Origin of the sequence: Xenorhabdus bharatensis (assembly GCF_037996705.1) — a bacterium.
In the GTDB taxonomy this organism is placed as follows: Bacteria; Pseudomonadota; Gammaproteobacteria; order Enterobacterales; family Enterobacteriaceae; genus Xenorhabdus; species Xenorhabdus bharatensis.
Genome location: NZ_JBBMXG010000005.1, coordinates 191,207 through 216,530, shown reverse-complemented (window position 1 = coordinate 216,530; position 25,324 = coordinate 191,207). Strand labels below are relative to the sequence as shown.

The 25,324-nt window shown below is 41.3% G+C and carries 21 protein-coding genes and 1 pseudogene; 11 read left to right on the top strand and 11 right to left on the bottom strand.

What is annotated here, in order from left to right:
* Positions 1–229 precede the first annotated feature (229 nt).
* A complete protein-coding gene (locus AAC855_RS07090) occupies positions 230–1,093 on the bottom strand; it encodes a LysR family transcriptional regulator (RefSeq protein WP_099108094.1) in 864 nt (287 codons plus the stop codon).
* A gap of 648 nt (positions 1,094–1,741) precedes the next feature.
* On the opposite strand from AAC855_RS07090, the gene xthA reads away from it, so the two are divergent.
* A complete protein-coding gene (gene xthA, locus AAC855_RS07085) occupies positions 1,742–2,548 on the top strand; it encodes an exodeoxyribonuclease III (RefSeq protein WP_340608904.1) in 807 nt (268 codons plus the stop codon).
* Positions 2,549–2,610: 62 nt separating this feature from the next.
* On the opposite strand, the gene AAC855_RS07080 is transcribed toward xthA, so the two are convergent.
* Complete coding sequence (locus AAC855_RS07080; RefSeq protein ID WP_340608947.1) at positions 2,611–4,539, bottom strand: DNA topoisomerase III; 1,929 nt, start codon at positions 4,537–4,539, stop codon at positions 2,611–2,613.
* 151 nt (positions 4,540–4,690) lie between these two features.
* Positions 4,691–5,242, bottom strand: coding sequence for an NAD(P)H nitroreductase (locus tag AAC855_RS07075; protein WP_340608903.1), 552 nt, complete (start codon positions 5,240–5,242; stop codon positions 4,691–4,693).
* Positions 5,243–5,409: 167 nt separating this feature from the next.
* Here AAC855_RS07075 and sppA point away from each other — a divergent pair, with 167 nt between their 5' ends.
* From sppA to pncA, 3 genes are all read left to right on the top strand, one after another.
* A complete protein-coding gene (sppA, locus tag AAC855_RS07070; RefSeq protein WP_340608902.1) occupies positions 5,410–7,308 on the top strand; it encodes a signal peptide peptidase SppA in 1,899 nt (632 codons plus the stop codon).
* 139 nt (positions 7,309–7,447) lie between these two features.
* A complete protein-coding gene (gene ansA, locus AAC855_RS07065) occupies positions 7,448–8,467 on the top strand; it encodes an asparaginase (protein ID WP_340608901.1) in 1,020 nt (339 codons plus the stop codon).
* Positions 8,468–8,528: 61 nt separating this feature from the next.
* Complete coding sequence (pncA, locus tag AAC855_RS07060; RefSeq protein ID WP_340608900.1) at positions 8,529–9,164, top strand: bifunctional nicotinamidase/pyrazinamidase; 636 nt, start codon at positions 8,529–8,531, stop codon at positions 9,162–9,164.
* A 307-nt stretch (positions 9,165–9,471) separates the two neighbouring features.
* Here the strand turns inward: pncA and AAC855_RS07055 are convergent, their stop codons facing one another.
* On the bottom strand, positions 9,472–10,035 hold the full coding sequence (locus tag AAC855_RS07055) for a hypothetical protein (RefSeq protein ID WP_340608899.1): 564 nt from the start codon (positions 10,033–10,035) through the stop codon (positions 9,472–9,474).
* A gap of 18 nt (positions 10,036–10,053) precedes the next feature.
* Between AAC855_RS07055 and AAC855_RS07050 the strand changes: the two are divergent.
* A pseudogene (locus AAC855_RS07050) lies at positions 10,054–10,348 on the top strand (transposase); the annotation flags it as partial.
* A gap of 115 nt (positions 10,349–10,463) precedes the next feature.
* On the opposite strand, the gene AAC855_RS07045 reads toward AAC855_RS07050, so the two are convergent.
* Positions 10,464–10,733, bottom strand: a complete 270-nt coding sequence (locus AAC855_RS07045) for a YeaC family protein (RefSeq protein WP_340608898.1) — start codon at positions 10,731–10,733, stop codon at positions 10,464–10,466.
* A 121-nt stretch (positions 10,734–10,854) separates the two neighbouring features.
* Complete coding sequence (gene msrB / locus AAC855_RS07040) at positions 10,855–11,262, bottom strand: peptide-methionine (R)-S-oxide reductase MsrB (protein ID WP_340608897.1); 408 nt, start codon at positions 11,260–11,262, stop codon at positions 10,855–10,857.
* A gap of 341 nt (positions 11,263–11,603) precedes the next feature.
* Here msrB and gapA point away from each other — a divergent pair, with 341 nt between their 5' ends.
* Positions 11,604–12,599, top strand: coding sequence for a glyceraldehyde-3-phosphate dehydrogenase (gapA, locus tag AAC855_RS07035; protein WP_340608896.1), 996 nt, complete (start codon positions 11,604–11,606; stop codon positions 12,597–12,599).
* 182 nt (positions 12,600–12,781) lie between these two features.
* On the top strand, positions 12,782–13,657 hold the full coding sequence (locus AAC855_RS07030) for a D-hexose-6-phosphate mutarotase (protein WP_340608895.1): 876 nt from the start codon (positions 12,782–12,784) through the stop codon (positions 13,655–13,657).
* 104 nt (positions 13,658–13,761) lie between these two features.
* On the opposite strand, the gene alr is transcribed toward AAC855_RS07030, so the two are convergent.
* The 3 genes from alr to fadR all read right to left on the bottom strand — a co-directional run bounded on the left by alr (position 13,762) and on the right by fadR (position 17,544).
* A complete protein-coding gene (gene alr / locus AAC855_RS07025; RefSeq protein WP_340608894.1) occupies positions 13,762–14,829 on the bottom strand; it encodes an alanine racemase in 1,068 nt (355 codons plus the stop codon).
* A gap of 21 nt (positions 14,830–14,850) precedes the next feature.
* Entirely contained in the window at positions 14,851–16,152 is a 1,302-nt protein-coding gene (locus AAC855_RS07020) for a D-amino acid dehydrogenase (protein WP_340608893.1), read from the bottom strand.
* Positions 16,153–16,821: 669 nt separating this feature from the next.
* On the bottom strand, positions 16,822–17,544 hold the full coding sequence (fadR, locus tag AAC855_RS07015; RefSeq protein WP_340608892.1) for a fatty acid metabolism transcriptional regulator FadR: 723 nt from the start codon (positions 17,542–17,544) through the stop codon (positions 16,822–16,824).
* 363 nt (positions 17,545–17,907) lie between these two features.
* Between fadR and nhaB the strand changes: the two genes are divergently transcribed.
* The 3 genes from nhaB (at position 17,908) to ttcA (ending at position 21,334) form a co-directional block, all read left to right on the top strand.
* Positions 17,908–19,458 (top strand): sodium/proton antiporter NhaB, encoded by a 1,551-nt coding sequence (nhaB, locus tag AAC855_RS07010; protein WP_340608891.1) that lies wholly within the window; start codon positions 17,908–17,910, stop codon positions 19,456–19,458.
* Between the two features lie 265 nt (positions 19,459–19,723).
* Positions 19,724–20,242: a disulfide bond formation protein DsbB gene (gene dsbB / locus AAC855_RS07005; RefSeq protein ID WP_340608890.1), complete on the top strand. Its 519-nt coding sequence runs from the start codon at positions 19,724–19,726 to the stop codon at positions 20,240–20,242.
* 150 nt (positions 20,243–20,392) lie between these two features.
* Positions 20,393–21,334 carry a tRNA 2-thiocytidine(32) synthetase TtcA gene (gene ttcA / locus AAC855_RS07000; RefSeq protein ID WP_340608946.1) on the top strand — a complete coding sequence of 314 codons (942 nt, stop codon included), beginning with the start codon at positions 20,393–20,395 and terminating at the stop codon, positions 21,332–21,334.
* Positions 21,335–21,579: 245 nt separating this feature from the next.
* Here ttcA and zntB read toward each other — a convergent pair whose 3' ends face one another.
* Both zntB and AAC855_RS06990 read right to left on the bottom strand, forming a co-directional pair.
* Positions 21,580–22,563, bottom strand: coding sequence for a zinc transporter ZntB (zntB, locus tag AAC855_RS06995; RefSeq protein WP_340608889.1), 984 nt, complete (start codon positions 22,561–22,563; stop codon positions 21,580–21,582).
* A gap of 19 nt (positions 22,564–22,582) precedes the next feature.
* A complete protein-coding gene (locus AAC855_RS06990; protein WP_422824360.1) occupies positions 22,583–24,208 on the bottom strand; it encodes a peptide ABC transporter substrate-binding protein in 1,626 nt (541 codons plus the stop codon).
* 165 nt (positions 24,209–24,373) lie between these two features.
* Between AAC855_RS06990 and tpx the strand changes: the two genes are divergently transcribed.
* Positions 24,374–24,877 carry a thiol peroxidase gene (tpx, locus tag AAC855_RS06985; protein ID WP_340608888.1) on the top strand — a complete coding sequence of 168 codons (504 nt, stop codon included), beginning with the start codon at positions 24,374–24,376 and terminating at the stop codon, positions 24,875–24,877.
* Positions 24,878–25,324: the final 447 nt, after the last annotated feature.

Genomic DNA, 25,324 nt, shown 5'->3' with positions numbered 1-25,324 from the left:
AAAATGTAAGGTGGGTATAAATTGTAGTAGTGCTTCATCCTTCCCCCACCATATTCAAAGTTATATTCCATTATTTGCATTTACTGTCAAAGCTAACAGATATATTGCTTGGGGGAAGAACCATCTAATTTACTCAATGAGTAAATGAATATTATAAAATCGGCGTATTAACAGAACACCAATAGCGGAGCTCTGGAGGGTCTGCAATTCGCTCCGCTTATGCAATCGGTTACTCCATATCACTAACAGAATCGATAAAACGATTCAACACGCTTGAGTGTGACTTAGATTTATAGACGTAACACTGATTAACTGCATCAGCTCGTGAAATTGGAATAAAGCCCAAACTTTTTCCTTCCTCCAATGCGCCAGAACGGGCATCTGTAATAAAAATATAATCTTTAGACTGAATAAAATTAAGACAACACTCCATATTGTCCATTTGTCTTATATTAGCCTTTTCTCCATTTTTCTGCATATCCTCTTCCAAATTCTTTATAAAATCACTTTTATAGAGAACTGGATCGCATAACCATGTTTTATTTTTCAATAGCTGAGTTAAATCACCATTGGATTCATCAATTAACTCCTGACGACAACAAACGCCTAAATTCTGGCCTTCAATTTTCCGCACCAGGCTGAATCTATCACTGAGAATTTTTTCAGAACTTAGGATTATGGTATTTCCCTCATAATCAACTATTTCATCGATGTTATCATAACTGAATCGTAATATATTGACTTGAGCATTATTTCTATCTGCGGCTTTATACAGTGAAATCAGATGCCTATCTTTCCCCCAATCATAGTAAATATTAACACTATTACAAATAGTCCCACTAAAGTGTTTCTTTGTAATTTCTTTTTCTTTCAAGTAAAGTTCTTTTAAGTCATTATATAGTTCCGCTCCGTCTTTAGTCAGTATCATCCCAAACTTCTCCCTTTTAAATAAGCGCTTTCCTAACGTCGCCTCAAAGTCTTTAATTGATTTAGCGACTGGGGGAGTCGTACGGTTCATCACTCTTGCCGCTTTGCTTAAAGAACCCATTTCCACCACCGCCATGAATGCTTCTAATTTACGAGAAAAAAACATAATTCACCGTTCCTATGTAACTTGTGGCTAAAATAATATCCTTGAAATGGCCTTCTCATCAGGTAACCGCTAAATCAAACTTGATATTGTGAAGGTATAATTTTGTACAATAAAAATAGCTATTTTTCAAATGGCATTTATATGAAATGCCAGCCCCTGATGCAAAAATGCGGTTCAGATGAACTATATTATTCACCTGTATCATGATGAATATTCCATCGTGAATGTAAACCATTAATAAATATAAACATGGCCTACAGGTTCAATTTTCTATCAGAGATTGATTAACTCTTCTACTTTTTCATTAATTATTTTTTGTAACGCGTGACATAGAATAAATTTCAAGAATAAAAAATCTCACCTTAAAACATAATATCGAATGTGAATATAACAGAGCATGACTAATTAAATAAGCATTTATTTATTAAATCACAACTTATTAATTGTATGCTTTCTATTATTTAACATGATTACATTCTTAAAATTTGAACAATAAGAGAATTATATTCAATATCACATTACATATATGAGTAAAATAGTGAAACATCTAGATAATCCACCTAAATTTATTATTTAATAAATGGTTACATTCTTATTTATATCTGATAAGATTGAAAATAAAAATATTATTTAGGTGATTATAACAATATGAAATTTGTATCATTCAATATTAATGGACTGCGAGCGCGTCCTCACCAACTTGCTGCGATTGTTGAACAACATCAACCTGATGTTATCGGATTACAGGAAACAAAAGTTCATGATGAAATGTTTCCTTTAGAAGAAGTCAGTCAACTTGGCTATCATATCTTCTACCATGGTCAAAAATCTCATTATGGTGTTGCCCTACTGACACGCCAACAGCCAACTGCTGTCAGAAAAGGTTTTCCAACTGATGACGAAGATGCTCAACGCCGTATTATCATGGCAGATATCGAAACCCCTTCCGGCTTACTGACTGTAATTAATGGTTATTTTCCACAAGGTGAAAGTCGTGATCATGAGGTAAAATTCCCTGCAAAAGCAAAATTTTATCAAGATCTGCAAACCTATCTGGAAACAAATCAATCTCCGGAATCCAATATTCTGATTATGGGCGATATGAATATCAGCCCGGCTGACCTTGATATCGGAATAGGAGAGAATAACCAAAAACGTTGGTTAAAAACCGGGAAATGTTCTTTCCTACCTGAAGAAAGAGAATGGATGGAGCGCCTAAAGCGCTGGGGGCTGGTTGATACATTCCGGGCTCATCATCCGGAAATCAGTGACCAATTTTCATGGTTTGATTACCGCTCAAAAGGGTTTAACGATAATCGTGGGCTGCGCATCGACTTGTTACTTGCAAGCCAGCCATTAGCAGAAAAATGCGTCTCTGCTGGTATTGATTATGATATCCGGGCTATGGAAAAACCTTCCGATCACGCACCAGTCTGGGCTGAGTTTACAATTTAAAATAAAATACAGCATCGTACAATTTCGTTCGGTGCTGTATTTTTCTCTCTGTATTTCTTAAATTATTCAGCTTTATTCGCCTGCTTGGCTTTAGCTTGCTTACTTTTCCCTTTTTTACCTTTCACAGGGGCAGGAGGGAGATCCCTGAAAGCCTTCAAATTTCGATACTGCTTTGCCTGCCAGATCAATTGTTGCAATGTTTCATGAAGAGGCGACATAAAATCCTGATAACGGAATTGCTTCTCACTGATCTGAGTCAGTTTGGATTCCCAATGCGCAGTCATATCAGGCAATACCGCCATATCGGGTAAAACATGGATTAACGCACGACCTGCTGGTGTTGCATGAATATAGCGGCCCTTTTTATACAGAAATTCCCGCTTGAACAATAATTCAATAATTCCGGCTCTTGTTGCTTCCGTCCCCAAACCATCTGTTGCCCGTAACACTTTTTTCAGCGCCTTATCCTGAACAAATCTAGCGATCCCGGTCATAGCAGATAATAAAGTGGCATCAGTGAAATGGCGTGGTGGCTGAGTCTGCCTTTCCACGACTTCTCCTTTCTCACACAAAAGTTCATCACCTTTAGCAACAATCGGCAATGGTGTTCCCTCATTCTCCTCATCCCGCTCTTTGTTGCCCAATAACGTTCGCCAGCCAGCTTCTGCCAGAAATCTAGCTTTAGCGATGAACTTTCCACCAGCAATATCCAGTTCAATTGTGCATTTCCGGAATATAGCATCCGGGAAAAACTGCATCAGATACTGTCTGGCTACCAATCCATAAATATGCCGCTCATTTTCTGTCAGATTGACCTGACTGCTTCGTGCTGTAGGAATAATTGCATGATGCGCATCAACTTTTTTATCATCCCAGCAACGATTCTTTTTTTCCATATCAAGCGCATCTTGTGGCAACAAGTGAGTAGCATGTACCGAAATAGCATTTAAAACAGCCTGACGCCCCGCAAAGTGTTCTTCTGGTAGATAACGGCAATCTGAACGCGGGTACGTAATCAATTTATGGGTTTCATACAGCCGCTGACAAATATCCAGCACATCCTGAGCACTCAGGCCAAAACGCCTGGCGGCTTCGATCTGTAATGAAGAAAGAGAAAATGGCAGAGGCGCTGTTTCTGATTCCCGTTTGTCCTGATAGGCAGCAACATAGGCAGGCTGCCCCATAATACGCATTACTACATGTTCTGCTAAAGGCCGATGAATAACCCGCCCTTCTTCATCCTGAAAATCAACACAGGATTCACTGGGTTGCCATACAGCGGTGAACCGCTCTTCTTTCAGAGTAACAATATGAGCTTTAACCTCAAAGAAATCCTTTGGTACAAAATGTTCTATTTCTTCATCACGACGAACAACCAAACCCAGTACAGGAGTCTGCACTCGGCCAACCGATAATACGCCCTGATAACCCGCATTCCGCCCCAATAAGGTATAAGCCCGGGTCATATTGATCCCATAAAGCCAATCAGCTCTTGCTCTGGCTAGCGCTGAAACACACAGGGGGATAAATTCGCGGTTACTCCTCAGGCGTTCAACGGCTTTAAGTACTGCCTGAGGATTTAAATCGTTAATCAGACAACGTTGAACGTTCTGCTTTTTATTGTCTTCCAGCTGCAAAAAATCCAGCACTTCATCCACCAGCAACTGCCCTTCACGATCCGGGTCTCCGGCATGAATAATTTCATCAGCCCTTGCCAAAAGAGATTTAATCGTATTGAGCTGTTTAGCAACCGCTTCTCGTGGTTTTAACTGCCATTTTTCAGGAATAATGGGCAAATCAGCCAAGACCCAGCGACCATAACGGCTATCGTATACATCTGGCTCTGCTTGTTCTAACAAATGGCCTACACACCAGGTAACTACCTGACTATCACCACACTCAATAAATCCATCTCCCCGACGATGAGGTTTCGGTAAAATATCGGCAATAGCACGTGCGAGGCTGGGTTTTTCTGCAATAAAAAGACGCATGGAATTTGTAATAACTTCAATCAATGCCCTGTCTGAGTGTGGTTAATTCAGTTTACCTAGGCAATAAATTAATGGGATAAGCTGATGTAGTGGTGTTTATCCCGTCCACCACATCAGATAATGATATATCTAGTAACTCTAACAGTAATTTTTAAAAATAGCTGACAAAATCAGTTAAATCTGGTGAAGAGACCTTCATCGGTGATTTAAGTTCTGGTGTACCCAGATAGAGGAACCCAACAATTTTGTCGTGTTCTTCACATCCCAATCCGGCTCTGACTGTTGAGTCTTCAGTCCAAGAACCAGAACGCCATATTCCACCAAACCCTTGAGCTACGGCAGCCATTTGCATGGCATGTACTGCACAGCCTGCTGCTACAACCTGCTCCCATTCTGGCACTTTTACATGTTCAACTACTTTGGCAATAACAGTGATAATCATCGGTGCACGATAAGGGGCATTTTTTGCTTTTTCTGCCACATCTGCACCCATTTCACCATTAATAGCTGCCTGTTCGAGCAATTTGCTGAATTTATCTATTCCTTCCCCTTCCATGACAATAAAATGCCAAGGACGTAATGCGCCATGGTCTGGGGCTCTCATCCCGGCAGCAAGGATATTCTGCAATTCATCCCCCGCAGGAACCGGATTAGTTAAACGTGAAACAGAACGACGATTCAATAAGAGTTCTAAGGCTTTCATAGTTTCCTCCTGAATAAGATTATCTCTCACGACCGGACATTCTCTGTTTATTCGTTACCGAATGAAAGTGTAAATATTATTTTTTCAATTATTTTCGTGATTTCTGGCTGACATTTATCAATTAGCTGATTAGGATCATCTTATTTGATCTCATCATCGGAGATAGTATGCATACTTTATGGAGGCTTATAGCAGGGCTACTTAAATGGAGCTGGAAACTGCTAAATTTCGTCCGCCAATTTATTTCCAATCTATTGTTTATTGTGTTTATCGTATTAGTTGTCATTGGCGTTCTTATTTATAAAGAACAGTTCCCCGCAGATGATAGTGATTACGGTGGAGCATTATACGTCAATTTGTCTGGCACTATCGTTGATCGGGTATCTGCCCGAAATCCGCTGGATCAACTGGGCTGGGATCTTGTCTACCCTTCCAGCAGTACCACTCAACAAACTTCGCTATTTGATATTGTTAACAGTATTCGACGAGCAAAAAATGACACTAAAATTACCGGTATGGTGTTGAAACTGGATGATTTTGCAGGGGCTGATCAAGCATCGATGCTTTATATCGGCAAAGTCATCAACGAATTTAAAAGCTCAGGTAAACCCGTTATAGCTATCGGGCAGAGCTACAGCCAGCCACAATACTATTTAGCCAGCTATGCTGACAAAATACTCCTTACCCCTCATGGTGGTGTCTCACTTAAAGGTTATTCAAATAATCATTTGTTCTATAAATCATTATTAGAAAATCTGAAAATTTCTACCCATATTTTCCGTGTTGGTACATACAAATCAGCCGTAGAGCCAATGATGCGGAATAATATGTCAGACGCTGCCCGCTCAGCCGATTCCCTCTGGCTGAATAAACTTTGGAATAATTACCGGCAGGATATCGCTACCAATAGAAAAATTCCTGTCAGTCAGGTACTCCCTGAACCTTCAGTATTGATTGAAAAACTCCGTAAAGCAGGTGGAAACAGTGCACTCTATGCGCTCCAGAATGGTCTGGTAGATAGAATCGCGCCTCTGAATGTCATTGAACAGAAACTGGAAAAGAAATTCGGCTGGGATCAGAAAAACCAGCATTTCAACTACATCACTATCAGTGATTATATTGCTAAAGAACCCATCCAAGATGCTTATCAGAACGATGGTAATATTGCCGTGGTCGTGGTTGAAGGGGAAATCATGGATGGCAAACAATCCGGCAGTATAGCGGGTAGTGATACCATCGCAGCACAACTCCGTGAAGCGCGTCTGAACCCTAATATTAAAGCCATTATCTTGCGGGTAAACAGCCCCGGCGGCAGTATCAGTGCATCTGAACTTATCCGCAGTGAACTGGTAGCCATTCGGGAAGGTACTGATGCAAATGGCAAAAAAATCAATCAAAAGCCGATTGTTGTTTCCATGGGAGGGCTTGCTGCATCAGGCGGTTACTGGGTGTCCACACCGGCTAACTACATTATCGCCTCCCCGAATACCTTAACGGGCTCAATTGGTGTTTTTGGGGCTATCACGACTTTTGAAAAAAGTCTTGATTATCTAGGCGTAAATACAGATGGTGTTTCAACTTATCCACTGGCTGATATTTCTACAACAAAAGGGATAAACCCTCTGTTTTCTGAAGTCATACAAATATCAATTGAAAGCGGCTATAGCCAGTTTATCGGGTTGGTAGCAAATTCTCGCCACAAAACAACCGCCGAAATTGAAAAAATCGCTGAAGGCCGTGTCTGGAGTGGTAGTGATGCTAAAAAGAATGGTTTGGTTGATCAGTTAGGCGATTTCGATGATGCCGTTAAGAAAGCCGCTGAACTGGCAGGCCTTAAAACCATATCACTAAGCTGGATGCACCCTGAACTTTCATTTACTGAAAAATTGATGTTGGAATTTTCTTCATCAGCACAAGCAATTATGCCGAATCCTTTACAGACAATGCTGCCAGCTCCATTTACTCAGGCAACACAGGATATGAAAAAGCAGGCGGCATTTTATAGCCGCATGAATGACCCACAAAATATTTATGCTTATTGTCTGAACTGTAGCGATATCCGCTAAGCATTCATCATCAGAGCGGGATAATCACAATTAAATATAAAGCCTGATTGCTATATACCAATATCAGGCTTTTTTTATTCCTTATACTCCCTATAATCGGCAGAGAATTTTATTAAAGTACTGTTACTGGGTTCCGACCATGCAGAAGAAATCTATCTATGTTGTTTATACGGGTGGAACAATTGGGATGCAGCATTCTCCCAATGGTTATATTCCCGTTTCCGGCCATTTACAGCGGCAACTGGCACAAATGCCGGAGTTTCATCGCCCAGAAATGCCAATATTCACTATCCGTGAACATCATCCCCTTATTGATTCTTCTGATATGAGTCCAGATGATTGGGGAATTATTGCCAGTGATATTTACCAGAATTACCATGATTACGATGGTTTTGTGATCCTGCATGGTACAGATACTATGGCTTTTACCTCCTCAGCCCTCTCTTTCATGTTTGAAAATCTTAACAAGCCAGTTATCGTGACAGGGTCACAGATTCCGTTAGAAGCCCTGCGTTCAGATGGTCAGACAAATTTACTCAATGCCCTGTATCTGGCAGCCAACTATCCCGTCAATGAAGTCAGCCTGTTTTTCAACAATAAATTGTATCGAGGGAATAGAACTGTCAAAGCCCATGCCGATGGTTTTGATGCCTTTTCTTCGCCTAATTATCCTCCGCTTATCGAAGCGGGTATCAATATTCGGACATTTAATACTGCTCCACTGCTTATCGGTCATGGTGATTTTGTCGTACATCAAATCAGGTCACAGCCAATTGGCGTAGTCACTATCTATCCGGGATTGTCCAGCCAAGTAGTGGAAAATATTCTGATGCAACCTGTCAAGGCATTGATTTTGCGTTCTTATGGTGTTGGCAATGCTCCTCAACGCCCTGATTTATTGAAAATTTTAAAAGAAGCGACTGAAAGAGGCATCATTGTCATCAACTTAACTCAATGTATTTCCGGGCGGGTCAACATGGAAGGTTATGCTAACGGTCATGCACTGGCTGCATCAGGTGTGATCAGCGGCTATGATATGACATTTGAAGCAACGCTGACGAAACTTCACTACCTGTTAAGCCAGCACTATGAAACAGAAGAAATTCGTTCTCTGATGCAGCAAAATCTACGCGGAGAATTGAGTTACTCCGACAAATAATAAGCATATTCAAAATATTAACGGACAGGCTATAAGACGAAAGTATGAATTGAGGAATAGAATGAAAACCGCACTATTACTTATCGATCTACAAAATGACTTCTGTACAGGTGGCGCACTGGCGGTAAAAGAGAGCGAAGAAGTTATCGCCGTGGCAAATGAAGCGATGCAATTATGTCAACAATTCAATGTCAGCATTATTGCAAGCCAAGACTGGCATCCGTCTAATCATATGAGTTTTGCAGTGAATTCAGGCCAGCCAGTTGGCGAGTTAGGCACGCTGAACGGTATTCCTCAAATATGGTGGCCTGTACATTGTGTACAGGGGCAATCTGGCGCAGATTTCCACTCACTCTTAGACCAAACTGCTATCCGGAAGGTTTTCCGTAAAGGTGAAAACCCGCAGATAGACAGTTACAGTGCGTTTTTCGATAACGATCGCAAAAATGCAACCCGATTACACAGTTGGCTATCAGATCAACATATTAATCGCTTGCTTATTCTTGGTATTGCTACCGATTACTGCGTAAAATTCACCGTATTAGATGCCTTAGCACACGGGTATGACACTTACGTCATTACAGAGGGTTGCCGAGGCGTTAATATACACGCGGATGACAGCCAGCAGGCTATTGAGGAAATGGCAGCTAAAGGTGCCAAATTTACTTCATTGAGGGAGATCACGGCCCTTTTTTAACTGTATTTTTCATCCGCTGGCCACCATAAATACATATCCGACATCAGATTAGCCTCGTTCTTCCCTATTGATTGAGCATAAAGAACGAGGTTACCAACTTAATCGACAGGCTCATTCTTCTGATTATGGCTTCAATCTGGCAACCATCTGACTAACATATATTCATTCATTAAAAACAATGAAAAAGCCCCGCGAGTGCGAGGCTTGGATTTATTCCAACCTCTCAGCCTGATTGGTTGAAGTCCCAGACTTAAATCTAAGTAACCAACTGGGGGAAATCGATAATGCAAATTCAGCCATATTTTGCTCACCTAATATTGCCCCAGAAACGACCACCAGAGGGTGGACCGCAGGAAGCAAATGATTGAATGCTATTTTGGGCATCATCTCTTACAATATGGCAAGCAGGGAGATAATTATTCCCGGGCTGTAGATTGATCACAATATTCCCAGCCGGTGAAAAAACAGGCACACCAAAACAATCTGCCAGATCTTGTGGATAATCACGTTGCAAAGCGATACGAGATATAGCGAGAAAGATAGCTTTAATGCGTGTATTTCCATTATTTCTTGCTCTTCTGCTGTGATCGATTGCGTTCCTAATGCTTGCAGAAAACTCGCTCGGAGTTACGGGTATGTTTACATTGATTGTAGGTGTGCGCATAGTCACAAATATATCTGCATCATTTTCTATTGTCTTATCAAGGAAATATGTCAATCCACCTGCCACGTGCCCAGAGGAATCAAACATCGAATAGAAATTTAACTCAGCATAATTTGCATTATTGGCATAAGAATAATGAAGCATACTCTTATAATATTCAGGAATAAAAAGTCTTCCTATAACATTCTCCTTAAAGTTATAAATCATACATAATTCCTCGCACAATCTCCGATTTCCGATTTCGTTATTGCAGATAAAGGGTACGATAATGTAGCCGTCAGGAAAATCGTCAAACGAAAAGGCGCGACATCGGTCCATTCCCTACCGGAACAACAGCCAAGAATCGAATAAAAAGATTGATAAGAAGTTATATCGTTATCGTCATTTAGTGGAAAATGCGTTTGCCAGAATCAAACATTCTCGCGCAATTGCAACAAGATACGATAAATTAGCACGGAATTATGCCAGTATAGTGGCACTGGCATTTATCATCGTCTGGCTACCCGTGTGGTCAGAATAAATGATGAGCACAAAGCGTCAACAGACCCTAACTATCAAAATAAAAAACAAGCTAAATTAAGTCTAAAAATCAATGTATTAATAAAAAGCACATGACTGCACGTGACCATAGATAACTAGAGATAACTAATGAAGTCTATTTCAGATTGAAACATCGCCTTCAGTTCTTGTTTGCTTTTTACAGCAATTTGGCCGTCTGTGCCAATCGTCATATGTTCGGGATCATGATTATGTCTGGCTTGCCAAAGCATTACCATTTGTAGGCTATGCTCTTTTTGCTCAGGTGTTAATGGAACGCCATCCTGCCATTTCCCTAATTCAACAGCCTGAACCAGTCGCTGGTAAATCTCAGGTGTCATGGCAGAGAGTAAATCATCTACATTCATCGGTATTTCCTTAAGGCTATTATTTCTTTAATGCTATATACTAATACCAATAGCTGAATCGATTCGATTTCACTTACCGATTCTCATCATCTTTGGTCAAAAAATGTCGCTATTCATCACATTAACCGGCGGTTTCTTCGCCTGAGTCTTCATCAATGAAGCATAACGCAGCCGAATTAATACAAAAACGCTCTCCTGTAGGTTTGGGGCCATCAGGAAACACATGCCCTAAATGAGCCTGACAATGGCTGCAACGCACCTCTATCCGATGCATACCATAAGAATAATCATCAATATAATTAATGGATTTATCATTAATCGGCTGATAAAAACTTGGCCACCCACACCCGGAATCAAATTTTGTGTCGGAAACAAATAACGGCTGAGAACAGCACAGGCAATGATAAATACCACTTTTTTTGTTGTGTAATAGTTTTCCTGAAAATGGCGGCTCTGTACCTGCTTCTTGCGTTACATAACGCTGCATTTCACTGAGCTGCTCAAGAGGAGAAGAGATATCTTTAGCCATGGTAACCACCTTTTAAGGCCAGTATTTTCAACAAAAGGTACCGGAAACAACAAAAAGTAAAGAGTAAACTGTTAAATCGCATTTTAACCCATTCAACATGATGATTTACTTTACTAATTGTGATAAATCTCACATATCTCATTAATGGTAACTTTAAATATCTCCTTATACCCCGATAATGGTGAGCGTAAAGATTGTTGCAGTTGTATAGCGGGTATTCAAATAGTGGTTTTAAAATTGATCTTTTTCAATTGTTGACACGATTCCGCTTGACGACTGGCAAGATTTTGGTAACTTTAGAAACAACTTTTAATTCACTAAAAAATAGCTGGTGGAATACTATGACTATCAAAGTAGGTATTAACGGTTTTGGTCGTATTGGCCGTATTGTTTTCCGTGCTGCACAAGAGCGTTCTGACATTGAAATCGTTGCAATCAATGACCTGTTAGATGCAGATTACATGGCTTACATGCTGAAATACGATTCAACCCATGGCCGCTTCAAAGGTACAGTTGAAGTTAAAGACGGTCATCTGGTTGTTAACGGCAAAACCATCCGCGTTACATCTGAAAGAGACCCAGCTAACCTGAAATGGAACGAGGTAGGTGTTGATGTTGTTGCTGAAGCAACCGGCATTTTCCTGACCGACGAAACTGCGCGTAAACATATCGCTGCCGGTGCGAAGAAAGTTGTCCTGACTGGTCCTTCAAAAGACGATACCCCAATGTTCGTTATGGGTGTTAACCACAGCGCTTACGCAGGTCAGGATATCGTTTCCAACGCATCCTGCACAACTAACTGCCTTGCTCCACTCGCTAAAGTTATCAACGATAAATTTGGCATTGTTGAAGGTTTGATGACAACTGTTCACGCAACAACAGCGACTCAGAAAACCGTTGACGGCCCTTCTGCAAAAGACTGGCGTGGTGGCCGTGGTGCGGCACAAAACATCATCCCATCTTCTACCGGTGCGGCAAAAGCAGTAGGTAAAGTTATCCCTGAACTGAACGGCAAACTGACTGGTATGTCTTTCCGTGTACCTACTCCTAACGTTTCTGTAGTTGATCTGACTGCTCGTCTGGAAAAACCAGCAACTTACAAAGAAATCTGTGAAGCAATCAAAGAAGCTGCTGACGGTGAACTGAAAGGCATTCTGGGTTACACTGAAGATGACGTTGTATCCACCGATTTCAACGGCGAAAAACTGACTTCTGTCTTCGACGCAAAAGCAGGTATCGCTCTGAACGATAACTTTGTAAAACTGGTTTCTTGGTATGACAACGAAACAGGTTACTCAAACAAAGTTCTGGATCTGGTTGCACACATCTCTAAATAATTGAACCTATCTACCTTATAAATTTCAGGTTGCCGACAACAAAATCTCAACCTGAAAGATAACGGGTATAATCATTGTTCAATAAGCCACCTTTTACGGTGGCTTTTATTTTACCACTCTCTCACAATAGGCTATTCTTGCCTTCATTGACCATCAATACAAGTTTATATAAGGTAATGATAATGCTTGATAAAATTTTCTCTTTGCCAATTGTAAAGCAGATATCTCCTCATATCAGTCAACGGGATATTGATGGATTTCCATTAATTGTAATTACCCATCCTAAAGTCCGCAGCGCAATCAGTATTCAGGGCGCACATCTTATGGCTTGGCAACCCAGTGGTGAAAAGCCGGTATTATGGCTAAGCAATAATACAAAATTCCGAGCAGGAACAGCTATCCGTGGTGGCATCCCTATCTGTTGGCCATGGTTTGGGCCTCAGAACACGCCGAGTCATGGGTTCGCCCGGATTTTACCGTGGGAATTTAAAGGGCATCATGAACATGAAAATGGTGTTATCTTGATGTTCATACTACAAAATAGTGAATATACCCAGCAATTATGGCCACATGAGTTTACACTTATTGCCCGCTTTAAATTAGGTGAAACCTGTGAAATAGAGCTGGAATCCTACGGTGATTATCAAACCACATGTGCTCTCCACTCTTACTTTAATATCAGTGATATAGATGAAATTCAAGTCAGTGGATTAGGCCATCACTTTATCGATTCGATAACAAACAAAAAACAGCAATCAACGAGTGAAAAACTGACGTTTCAGGGGCGAACCGATCGTATTTACACCGACCCAGAAGATTTCAACCTAATTAGCGATAAACAATGGAAGCGTACCATCGAAATTCATCACTACCATCACAGTGATATCGTTTGCTGGAATCCCGGTGCAGAATTATCAGGCAGCATGCAAGATATGGAGAACGAAGGCTATAAAAATATGGTTTGTGTTGAAACTGCCCGTATCAGTAACCCCTTGCATGCCAAAAATGGAAACCCCGGCAAGCTATCTGTCGTTCTTCGTTGCCGCCAAACAAGTTGAATATAACTGATTGTTCAGAATTAAAATTGGATGGACAGGCATTGATTCAAATTGCACGGAAGCAGTACGAAAAAATGCCTGAGAAAATAATCAATCTCTTATCATTAATCAACAATCACCGGAACACGTCTGGCTAAAGCGCACAACAGCTCATAGCCTATCGTTCCTGCAAATTCTGCCACTTCATCCACCGGTAGTTTTTTTCCCCATAGCTCAACTGTGCTACCGATTTTTGCCTCTGGACATGGCGTCAGATCCACCGTCATCATATCCATTGATATAGCGCCCAACACCCGGGTGCGGATACCATCAACAATCACTGGTGCTCCTGTTAAGGCATGACGAGGGTAGCCATCAGCATAACCGCATGCAACAGTACCTACACGGGTTGGAGACTGTGTGGTATAGCGGCCGCCGTAACCAATTTTTTCCCCTTTAGCAAGTTCATGAACCGCAATAATTTCACTCGTCAGGCTCATCGCTGGCCTCAACCCCGAATCGGCAATATCACGCCACTTTCCGCTGGGAGATGCTCCGTATAGAATGATCCCCGGTCTGACCCAATCGCCATGCGTTTGCGGGTGCCATAGAATGGCACCAGAATTAGCCAGACAATGTGGGAGTGCGCCCATTCTGAGCTCTTTAACCACTGTAAATTGCTCACTAACGCCTATTTCATTATCGGAATTCGCAAAGTGAGTCATTAAAGTGACTGAGCTAATATTCTTTATCCTATTTGCCATTGATACTATCTGTGGATATTCAACGGAAGTGAAACCCAGACGGTTCATGCCACTGTTAAGTTTTAAATAGACATCCACAGGTTTATCAAATTCTGCCTCTTCTATTGCCTGAAGCTGCCAGCGACTGTGTACTGTCGTTGTCAGATTATATTTATTGATTACCTGCAAATCTTCGGCTTTGAAGAAACCTTCCAACAACAGGATAGGCCGTTGCCACCCCTGTTCTCTCAAATAAATAGCTTCATTCATATCAAGCAGAGCAAAACCATCCGTCTGCGTGAGTGATTGCCATATTCTATCCAACCCGTGCCCATATGCATTCGCTTTCACTACCGACCAAATTTTACTGTGGCCGACCTTCTGACGGATCGTTGTCAGATTATGGTGGAATGCATCAAGGTGGATCGTTGCCAAAATAGGACGTGGCATGCTGACCCCTTCTAATTAACTTTACGCAGTATGTAAGCGATGCTTCGTCCGAAGCACTTTGGTATTAAACCCATCGATATATCTGAATACAGAAAGATCATCCGCAGCAATATCCGTTTTTTTGCCTGAGATTAAATCAGATAACAGCTTTCCTGAACCACAGGCCATCGTCCAGCCTAATGTCCCATGCCCGGTATTCAGATAAAGGTTAGCGTATTTAGTAGGGCCAACAATAGGTGTACCATCCGGGGTCATCGGACGTAATCCAGCCCAGAATGAAGCTTCAGCAATATTACCGCCGTTGTGGTAAAGATCATTAACGACCATTTTTAGTGTTTCACAACGGCTTTTTAATACATCCAAGTTAAAACCGACGACTTCTGCCATACCCCCAACCCGGATACGATTATCAAAACGCGTAATAGCAATTTTATAAGTTTCATCCAGTATCGTTGACGTCGGTGAGCGAGTTTCATCCATGACCGGCATTGTCAACGAATACCCTTTCATGGGGTAAACCGGAATTGTGACAAGGCCTCTCAATAATTCGGTGGAATAAGCCCCCATCGCTATCACATACTGATCCGCAGTCATCACACCATCATCACACTGAATACCAGTAACCTTATCGCCATCCATCAGAATTTGTTTAACCTGCCGGTTAAATATAAATCTGACGCCCGCTTTTTCTGCCATTTTGGCTAATTCTTTGGTAAAAATCTGACAATCGCCAGTTTCATCATTGGGAAGCTGCAATCCCCCCGTCAATTTATGGGAAGAGTGGGCAAGCGCGGGTTCCACTGATGCTAATTGCTCCGCAGTCAATAATCGATAAGGGACACCTTCCTGCTCCAGTACCGCAATATCTTTAGCTGCACTATCAAACTGCTTAGCCGTTCTGAACAGTTGTAATGTTCCTCCCAGACGCTCCTCATACCGAATACCTGTATCCGCTCTCAACTGCTTAATACAATCACGACTATATTCAGCCAAACGCACCATTCTGCTTTTATTCATCGCATAATGGTCAGCATCGCAATTGCGTAGCATTTGCCACATCCAGCGCAACTGAAATAGTGAACCATCAGGACGAATAGCTAGCGGAGCATGGCGCTGGAACAGCCATTTGAATGCTTTTAACGGGATACCCGGAGCACCCCAGGGGGTGGAATACCCCGGTGAAATTTGCCCGGCATTACCTGCGCTCGTTTCTTCGGCAGCACTCTGCTGACGATCTACGACGATAACTTCATGGCCTTCCTGAGCCAGATACCAGGCGCTGGTGACGCCAATAACGCCACTGCCTAAAATAAGGACTTTCATTCTGCCACCTGCTGATAAGAAATATACGAAGACAAGCATAATATGCTAAATAGAAAAATCCAACCCAGAATAATAGACCACAAAATGATTAATTGAATTTTAGGATTTAAATCACAATTTCATTACAAAATATTGATAAAAATCATTTCTATTATCAGGTGATAAATTGAAAAATAAAATAAAATACAATCATATAGCAAAGAATTAAATGCTATTAATTGATTGTATAAGTATTATAAAAAGTGATTTTTATGGTAAAAAAGCAACATTAAGCTCACAATATGCGAATTTATTTAAATCCAAGATAATATTAAATTTAAGCATTAAATTTTTAACCAATGCAAACTGAACAGTATAATAATTTAAAAATTTGAATTTTACAGCTTAGGTGGGTTTTCATCATTTATGAAGAAATGAGGGAATACCTCATTATAGGTATTATTTTTGAAGGACGGGAAGCAGCAAACTACGCAAAGCAGTTCGCCTTTAAAGAATAAGCTAGATTAAGAAATCAACTTGCTCATTGGATAATGATATACACAATGCGTTTCAAGATGCATCGCGGCGACAAGGAATTAAATCCCCAGAAGCATAGATAACTATGTGACTGGGGTGAACAAGCGTAGCCAACAAAGAGGCAACTTGAAAGACGAAGTGTATATAATTTGATTAATTCTGACGTGCTGCTGTTAAGTCATTGAACATGATACCTTGCATTCCATGCCAAATGGTTCCGCTTTCTTTACCATAATTGCGTACGCATTCCATGATATTATCGTAGGCTTCTTCCCGGCACAGTTCACTCAGTTGCTGATAAAAATTCAGAGCCAGTTTACGGGCCTCGGGGTTCGAAAAATAATAACGACCAACACGAGTATAAAGCCCTTTTAATCCGTTAATGATCAGACCATAAATAGGGTTCCCTGACGCAAACGCTAATCCACGGAAAATATCATAATCCACAGAACTGAAAGACTCCGCAGTGTCTTCTGCTTTATCTTTTTCAGCCAGAACTTCCAGTGCTTTTTCCGGATTATGTCTGAATGCAGTACGGATAAAAATAGCCGCAATATTTGTGCGCACTGATAATAAATTATCGACCAACTGAGGCACACGATCATGATCTAAACGGGCCAGAGTTTCCAGAATATTAAGACCTGATGTTTCCCAGAAATTATTGACCTTCGTTGGTTTTCCATGCTGAATAGTCAACCAGCCATCACGAGCAAGGCGCTGTAATACTTCACGCAAAGTGGTACGAGTGACACCGATTAATTCAGATAATTCACGCTCTGCTGGCAGTATGGAGCCTGGTGGAAAACGATTATTCCATATACTTTCAATGATATACTCTTCCGCAAAACTCGCAGGACTCTGAGCCTTAATTACCATATTTTAACTATTCCAAAACTGTTTTCTTGGCTAATAATAGGTACTGATCATACCAGAATGCGCCAGATCGACATAGTTACATAGTAAATAAACAGTGAAAGAGTGAAAGAGGTCATAAAAAAATATAATTATTACCCAATTAATTATGAGATTATTCCCTTAAATTACGACCAGTTAGAGCGTACGATACTCAATGTATTTCATGTTGCATCAAGGCGGTCAGGAAGCATCCCCAAGGGGAATAACTCACTATATGGCTGGGATAAGTGAGCGCAACCAACCAAGAGTCAACCGGAAAAAACAACGGGTATGTTGTGCTTTAGAAATGTCTCATGTATCCACAGAAGAGGAATATTAATAATAATGGAAATCAGTATCCGACGTGCAGTGGTGAAAAACTTTCTCGGCAATTCGCCGGATTGGTACAAATTGGCTATCATTGTTTTTCTTATCATCAATCCACTGGTTTTTTTCTATGTCAGTCCCTTCGTTGCAGGCTGGATGCTCGTTGTGGAATTTATCTTCACACTGGCAATGGCGTTAAAATGCTATCCGTTGCAACCGGGAGGCTTACTTGCTATTGAAGCTGTGCTTATCGGCATGACCTCACCAAAACAGATAGGACATGAAATCAGCAATAATCTTGAAGTTATCCTGCTGCTGATTTTCATGGTTGCCGGCATTTACTTCATGAAGCAACTTCTGCTATTTGTTTTCACTAAGCTACTTTTAAGCATTCGTTCCAAAAAAATGCTGGCATTGGCCTTCTGTCTGGCAAGTGCGTTTTTATCTGCTTTTCTTGATGCTCTGACAGTTATAGCCGTTGTTATCAGCGTGTCTGTTGGTTTTTATTCTATTTATCATCGTTATCTTTCCAGCCAGAATAATGGCGGCACAGATCTTAACGATGATCAATTCATTGATAATGAAGATAAAAGACAGACACTGGATCAATTCCGGGCATTTCTGCGCAGCCTGATGATGCATGCCGGAGTCGGTACGGCATTAGGTGGTGTAATGACAATGGTTGGTGAACCACAAAACCTGATCATTGCAAAACATGTAGGCTGGGATTTCGTAACATTCTTTATCCGTATGTCTCCTGTGACCATACCTGTTTTTATCTGCGGCCTACTAGTCTGCCTGCTGGTTGAACATTTCAAGCTGTTTGGTTATGGGGCCGAACTACCTGAGCGTGTCCGCTCTGTTTTGGAAGACTATGCAAAAAAAGCGGGTGAAAAACGAACCCGTCAGGAAAAAGCTCAACTTGTTGTTCAGGCCTTAATCGGTATCTGGCTGATTGTGGCTTTGGCGTTCCATCTGGCTGAAGTCGGGTTGATTGGCCTGTCAGTGATTATTATGGCTACTGCTTTTTGTGGTATCACTGAAGAACATGCACTAGGCAAAGCCTTTGAGGAAGCGTTACCGTTTACTGCATTACTGACTGTTTTCTTTTCTGTGGTTGCGGTTATTATTGATCAACAACTCTTTACCCCATTTATTCAGTTTGTACTGCAATCCTCACCCGCTTCGCAACTCTCCCTGTTTTATCTGTTTAATGGCTTGCTTTCCGCCGTATCTGACAACGTATTTGTAGGTACTGTTTATATTAATGAAGCTCTGACTGCACTTAAAAGTGGTCTTATTTCACAGCAGCAATATGAATTTTTAGCTGTAGCCATTAATACAGGTACTAACCTGCCATCAGTCGCGACACCAAACGGGCAGGCCGCTTTCCTGTTCCTGCTGACATCAGCGCTATCGCCACTGATTCGCCTTTCTTATGGTCGCATGGTGTTAATGGCTCTACCTTACACAATTGTAATGACCCTTGTGGGTCTGCTGTGTGTTGAATTTTGGCTACTGCCTGCTACTGAATATCTTGTAAAACTTGGCTGGGTCATCCCACTATAATCCCTTACATTTATTATTAAGGAATTCTGCCGGATAGGGTGTAAAATCCCCCTATCCGGTTTTTTTATCCATTCGAATATCTAATCGATTTCACATTGCTTCCGGCGGAAAAGGAACGAATTTGCACCGCCAATAAAGAGGCTACTTGAAAAAGGATGGGGATAATTTAAAAAAACAACATAATTGATCTTAAATTGATTCTGTTGTGATTTCAGAAACGGCAGAATAAATAGCCACCTATATATACGATACGGGAAGAAGAAGAATGTTACATTTTCTAAAATGGAGTTCCCAAGGGCGGAGCGCATGGTTGTTAATGGCGCTGACAGCTCTTTTATTGGAGTTTGTCGCTCTTTACTTTCAACATGTTATGCAGTTACAGCCCTGTGTAATGTGCATTTATGAGCGTGTTGCTCTGTTCGGTATTTTCGGAGCGGCCCTACTGGGAGCTATCGCCCCCAAAACCCCTCTGCGCTGGCTGGCTATTTTACTCTGGCTGTACAGTTCATGGCACGGATTACAACTGGCATGGGATCATACCATGATGCAGTTATACCCCAGCCCTTTTAATACCTGTGATTTTTTTGTCAGATTCCCGTCATGGCTGCCATTAAATGAATGGCTACCTTCCGTATTTCAGGCTTTTGGCGATTGTTCAATAAAACAGTGGTCATTTCTGACATTAGATATGCCGCAATGGTTAATTGGCATTTTTGCTGCCTATCTATTAGTGGGTGTTCTGGTTCTAATCAGCCAGTTTTTCCGGCTGAAAAATAAGTATTAAGAACAAAAAGGCTGCCTTTTCTGCATGGGGAAAGCAGCCTTTTTCGCTAACTCTAATTGATAATCCCTTCCTATCCGCTATTATTGTTTCCTTTTCATGTTCTCCGCCATAAAATCATCGTAATTTTTAAGGGCCTTTAGCCGAACAGCCATCAGAAACAATAAAGAACAACCAGAAATGAATACTCAAAAAGAACAGTATAATTTTAATAAATTACAAAAGCGCCTGCGTCGTGATGTCGGGCAAGCCATTGCAGATTTTAATATGATCGAAGAAGGCGATCGCATTATGGTCTGCCTTTCTGGTGGCAAAGACAGCTATACCCTGCTGTCTATTTTGCAGAACCTGCAAAAAAGTGCCCCTATTAACTTTTCTCTTATCGCCGTCAATCTGGATCAGAAACAGCCGGGTTTTCCTGAGCATATCCTTCCGGTTTATCTGGATGAACTGGGTGTCGAGTATAAGATTGTTGAAGAAAATACTTACGGTATTGTCAAAGAGAAAATCCCGGAAGGAAAAACAACCTGCTCTCTTTGCTCCCGACTGCGCCGTGGTATTTTATACCGCACCGCTACTGAACTGGGCGCTACCAAAATCGCTCTGGGGCATCATCGGGATGATATCCTGCAAACTGTCTTCCTGAATATGTTTTATGGCGGCAAATTAAAAGGCATGCCACCTAAACTGATCAGTGATGATGGTAAACACATTGTTATACGTCCGTTAGCTTACTGCCGGGAAAAAGATATCGAACGCTACGCAGAAGCAAAAGCATTTCCAATTATCCCTTGTAATTTGTGTGGCTCACAACCGAACCTGCAACGTCAGGTTATCAAGGATATGCTGCGTGACTGGGACAAACGCTATCCCGGACGCATTGAAACTATGTTCCGAGCGGTACAGAACGTGGTTCCATCACATCTCAGCGATTTTAATCTGTTCGACTTCAAAAGCATTAATCACGACAGTGAAATTATTGGTGGGGGAGATCTGGCGTTTGATCGGGAGGAATTACCCGTACAACCTGCTATTGAACCTGATGAACAAATTGATTTTCAAGCAGATCGGCTGGATGTTATCGAAATAAAGTAATAAAAAAATAGCCGATGCTAAGGATTTTAGTATCGGCATAATGTCAATTATAATCGGTATAAAACTCAATATGAGAAACACTACAATCATGGAGCACAACGTTCATCGCTCAACGTTGTATTCACCTGCAGGGTTATAGTGCCTCAACTTGAAAGACTGATTATTGATATATCTCAAATCCGAATGAATTAACCATCAGATTCAATGAACATTCGGTTCAGAGCTCACGACAATCGCAATTTTCCCTATAACCACTTACTTCGCTTTAACCACCATGCGAACCCCGCAATCAATAACGACAGCAGCAGGCTGAATAAACCAAAGCCAAATTCATCCTTATTGCCGGGGATCCCGCCAAGGTTAACGCCAAATAATCCGGTTAAAAAAGTACTTGGCAAGAATATCATTGTTAACAACGACATCATGTAAATACGACGGTTCATCGCATCCGCCATAATCGACGTAATCTCGTCCGCAAGAACCGCCGTCCTTGCAATACAGCTATCCAAATCATCCAGACCACGCCCCAGACGATCAGAGATTTCCTGAATCAGATGACGAGCCTCATCACTCATCCAGGGTAACTTCTCACTGGCTAGCCGTGTCAAAACATCACGTTGGGGTGCCATATACCGACGGAGAACGATCAATTGCTTACGTAATAACACTAACTCACCTCGTCCGGGGATCTTCTGCTCCAGAATGTTATCCTCAAACTCAATCAGGTTATCATGTAACTCTTCAATAAAATCGTTCACTTCATCGGTAATAGCATCGGCGATTTCAACCAGCCAGTGCCCTGTATTTTTTGCGCCTACGCCATTATTTAAATCAGCCAGAACCTGATCAACTGAATAAACTTTTCTATGGCTGCTGGAAATAATTATCTTGTCATTAATGTAGATACGAAATGATACCAAATGATCAGAGCGGGCATTGTCATTGCGATTAATGGTCCGCAACATAATCATCGCCCCTTCACCGGTACGAATGAGTTTGGGCCGAATACTCTCACCCACCAGCCCTTCTTTTACCGGAACGGGTAGTTGGTTCGTTTTCATAATCCATTGATAACTGCCCTGATTTTTATAATCAAGATGCTGCCAGAATGGTTGCCCTGCTGTCGCAGATACACTTTCGCTAAAACCTGTAGTACCACCCTTCCCATTCAATTGGCAGGCATACACAGCATTTGAACCTTTAAATGCTGAGCCATAAATCGTTTCCACATCCGCTCCTGTTCAACATTTAATGTTTTTTAATGATATACATAGTATGGCTATAAGCCACATCTTCAGGATTGGTGATCGGGTATCCTTTTAACCATTTTTTGATTAACCGACCATTGGTGTACTGATAAATAGGAACAATCGGAGCCTGTTCTTCAATCATTTTTTCAGCCTGATTGTAATCCCGGTTTCTGGCTTCATCGTCTGTTTCCAGACTGGCTGCTTTTAACAAAGCGTCATAAGCCGGGTTATGAAATTTAGCCAGATTTCCGCTATGTGTTGATGTCAAAAGAGATAAAAAACTTGATGGTTCATTATAATCTCCAGTCCATGATGCCCGGACTACATCAAAATTACCGGTATTCCGGTTATCAACGTAAGTTTTCCACTCCTGATTGACTAACTTCACCTCAACACCCAGTTTTTTCTTCCACTCTGAGCTGACTGCAATGGCAATACGTTGGTTATTCTCTAAATTGTTATAGAGCAAAGAAAGTTTTAATGGATTATCAGGGCCATAACCCGCTTCTTTTAGCAGCAATCTTGCTTTTCTATCCCTCGCCTGCTGAGTTATCACCTGTTGCTGACTGTTTTCTGGCCGAAATCCGGCGGTAACGTCAGGCGTAAAATGCCATGCGGGTTTTTCACCTGTGCCTAATATCTTTTCTGCAACCAGACTCTTGTCGATGGTCATGGCAAGCGCCTGCCGGACACGGATATCATTGGTCGGTGCCCGCTGGGTATTAAAAGCGTAGTAGTACGTTCCCAGTTGATCCGGCGTGAACACCTCTCCCGGGATATCATGCAGTAACTTGTGGTACATATTCTTAGGGAAAGATTCAGTAATATCCAAATCCCCTGCCAGATAACGGTTAACCGCATGAGATTCCTGATTGATTGGTACAAACGTCACTTTCTTCAGTACTGTTTTCTTGTGATCCCAATAATAAGGGTTAGGCGACAGAACAATTTTTTCATTGACTACACGCCCTGTCAGCATGAAAGCACCGTTACCCACCAAATAGCCTACTTTGGTCCAGTCATTACCGTATTTTTCAACGCTCTGTTTATTCACCGGGTAAAGACTAAAGTGAGTAGTCATATTGGGGAAATAAGGCACTGGGCGATCCAGAGTCACTTGTAATGTATAAGCATCAAGTGCTTCAACACCTAATTTTTCCGGCGGTAATTTACCGTCTATAATTTTCTGGGCATTCTGAATTCCTGACAGAGCAGCAAACCAAGAAAATGAAGAGGCATTTTTAGGATTAACCAGCCTCTGCCAGCTATATACAAAATCAGAGGCCGTAACTTTATCACCATTAGACCAACGAGCATCCTGTCGTAGCGTAAATATCCATGTTTTGTTATCTGTCGTCTTCCAGTTAACCGCAACTCCCGGAACAGGCTTACCATAAGCATCCTGATTGACGAGACCTTCCAGTAAATCACGCAACACTTGCGCTTCTATTAAACCGAAGGACTTAATCGGGTCAAGTGATGCGGGTTCATCTTTCAAATGGCGAACCAGCTCCTGATGAGGGTCTAACTGAGTTCCTACAGGAACATCAGCTGCATAAACAGAAAGCGGCAAGGCAAGCCCTGTCATCAGTAATACAGAAGGGAACAAGGTAAAATTATGCATAAATATTTACTCTTTTGGTCTAATAATTATCCTAAAATAAATTATAAGACACTGTTAATTAAACAATAGATGAGTATTTATAAATATTACAGCTATTTTTGTGGGCAAGATCGCACTATTCCATTACACTGGCACCGCAGTTTACTTATATAGAGGGATAAAACCATGACACAAACCGTCAAGTTCCAAGGTAGCGATATCACTGTAGCCGGGCATTTTCCACAAGCAGGTGAAACAGCAAAAGAATTTACGCTGGTAGCTAAAGATCTTACTGACGTGGCACTGAGCCAATATGTAGGGAAGCGTAAGGTACTCAATATATTTCCAAGCATTGATACAGGCGTTTGTGCAACTTCTGTACGTAAATTCAACCAGCATGCCAGTGAACTGAACAATACTGTCGTACTTTGCATTTCAGCAGACCTGCCTTTTGCACAATCCCGTTTTTGTGGTTCTGAAGGCCTTTCAAATGTTGTCACTCTATCAACACTGCGTGGTGGTGAGTTTCACGAAAATTACGGTGTAGCCATTAGCCAGGGTCCATTAGGTGGATTGACTGCACGTGCTGTCATTGTTCTGGATGAAAACAATAATGTTATTTATAGCCAGCTCGTCGATGAGATTACTAACGAGCCTGATTATGACAGCGCATTAACCGTGTTAAAATAAATTATTTACTGAAAACAATGTACTTCCTTGCTTTCAGGGATCGGCAACACATTGTTTCATTAAGTAATTCTCGGCGGTAATTTGTATAACCTTGTAAAGTACTTTGCATAGTTACCGCCAATCTTTCTTATTCCCCTCCTCCCTACTCTTCTTTATTTCCATCTCTGATCTTACTTTGTCAGCTTCTCTTATTTACCCCTGACACTTATTTATTCCTTTCGACCATACTGGCTGAATGAAAAGCATTCCCATAATTGATCTTGATCACTATTCATTACGAAAACGTATACCCGATTACAAATATTAACCCAAATAAAGGCAATTAATATTTAAAAAATAACAAGTTTCATATAGAGATTATTTTTTAGACAAGTCCTAAGACAAAACCATAATCACCTTACTAAAAAAACATCACTTTGTGATATTGCGCCCCATTTTGTAAAAATT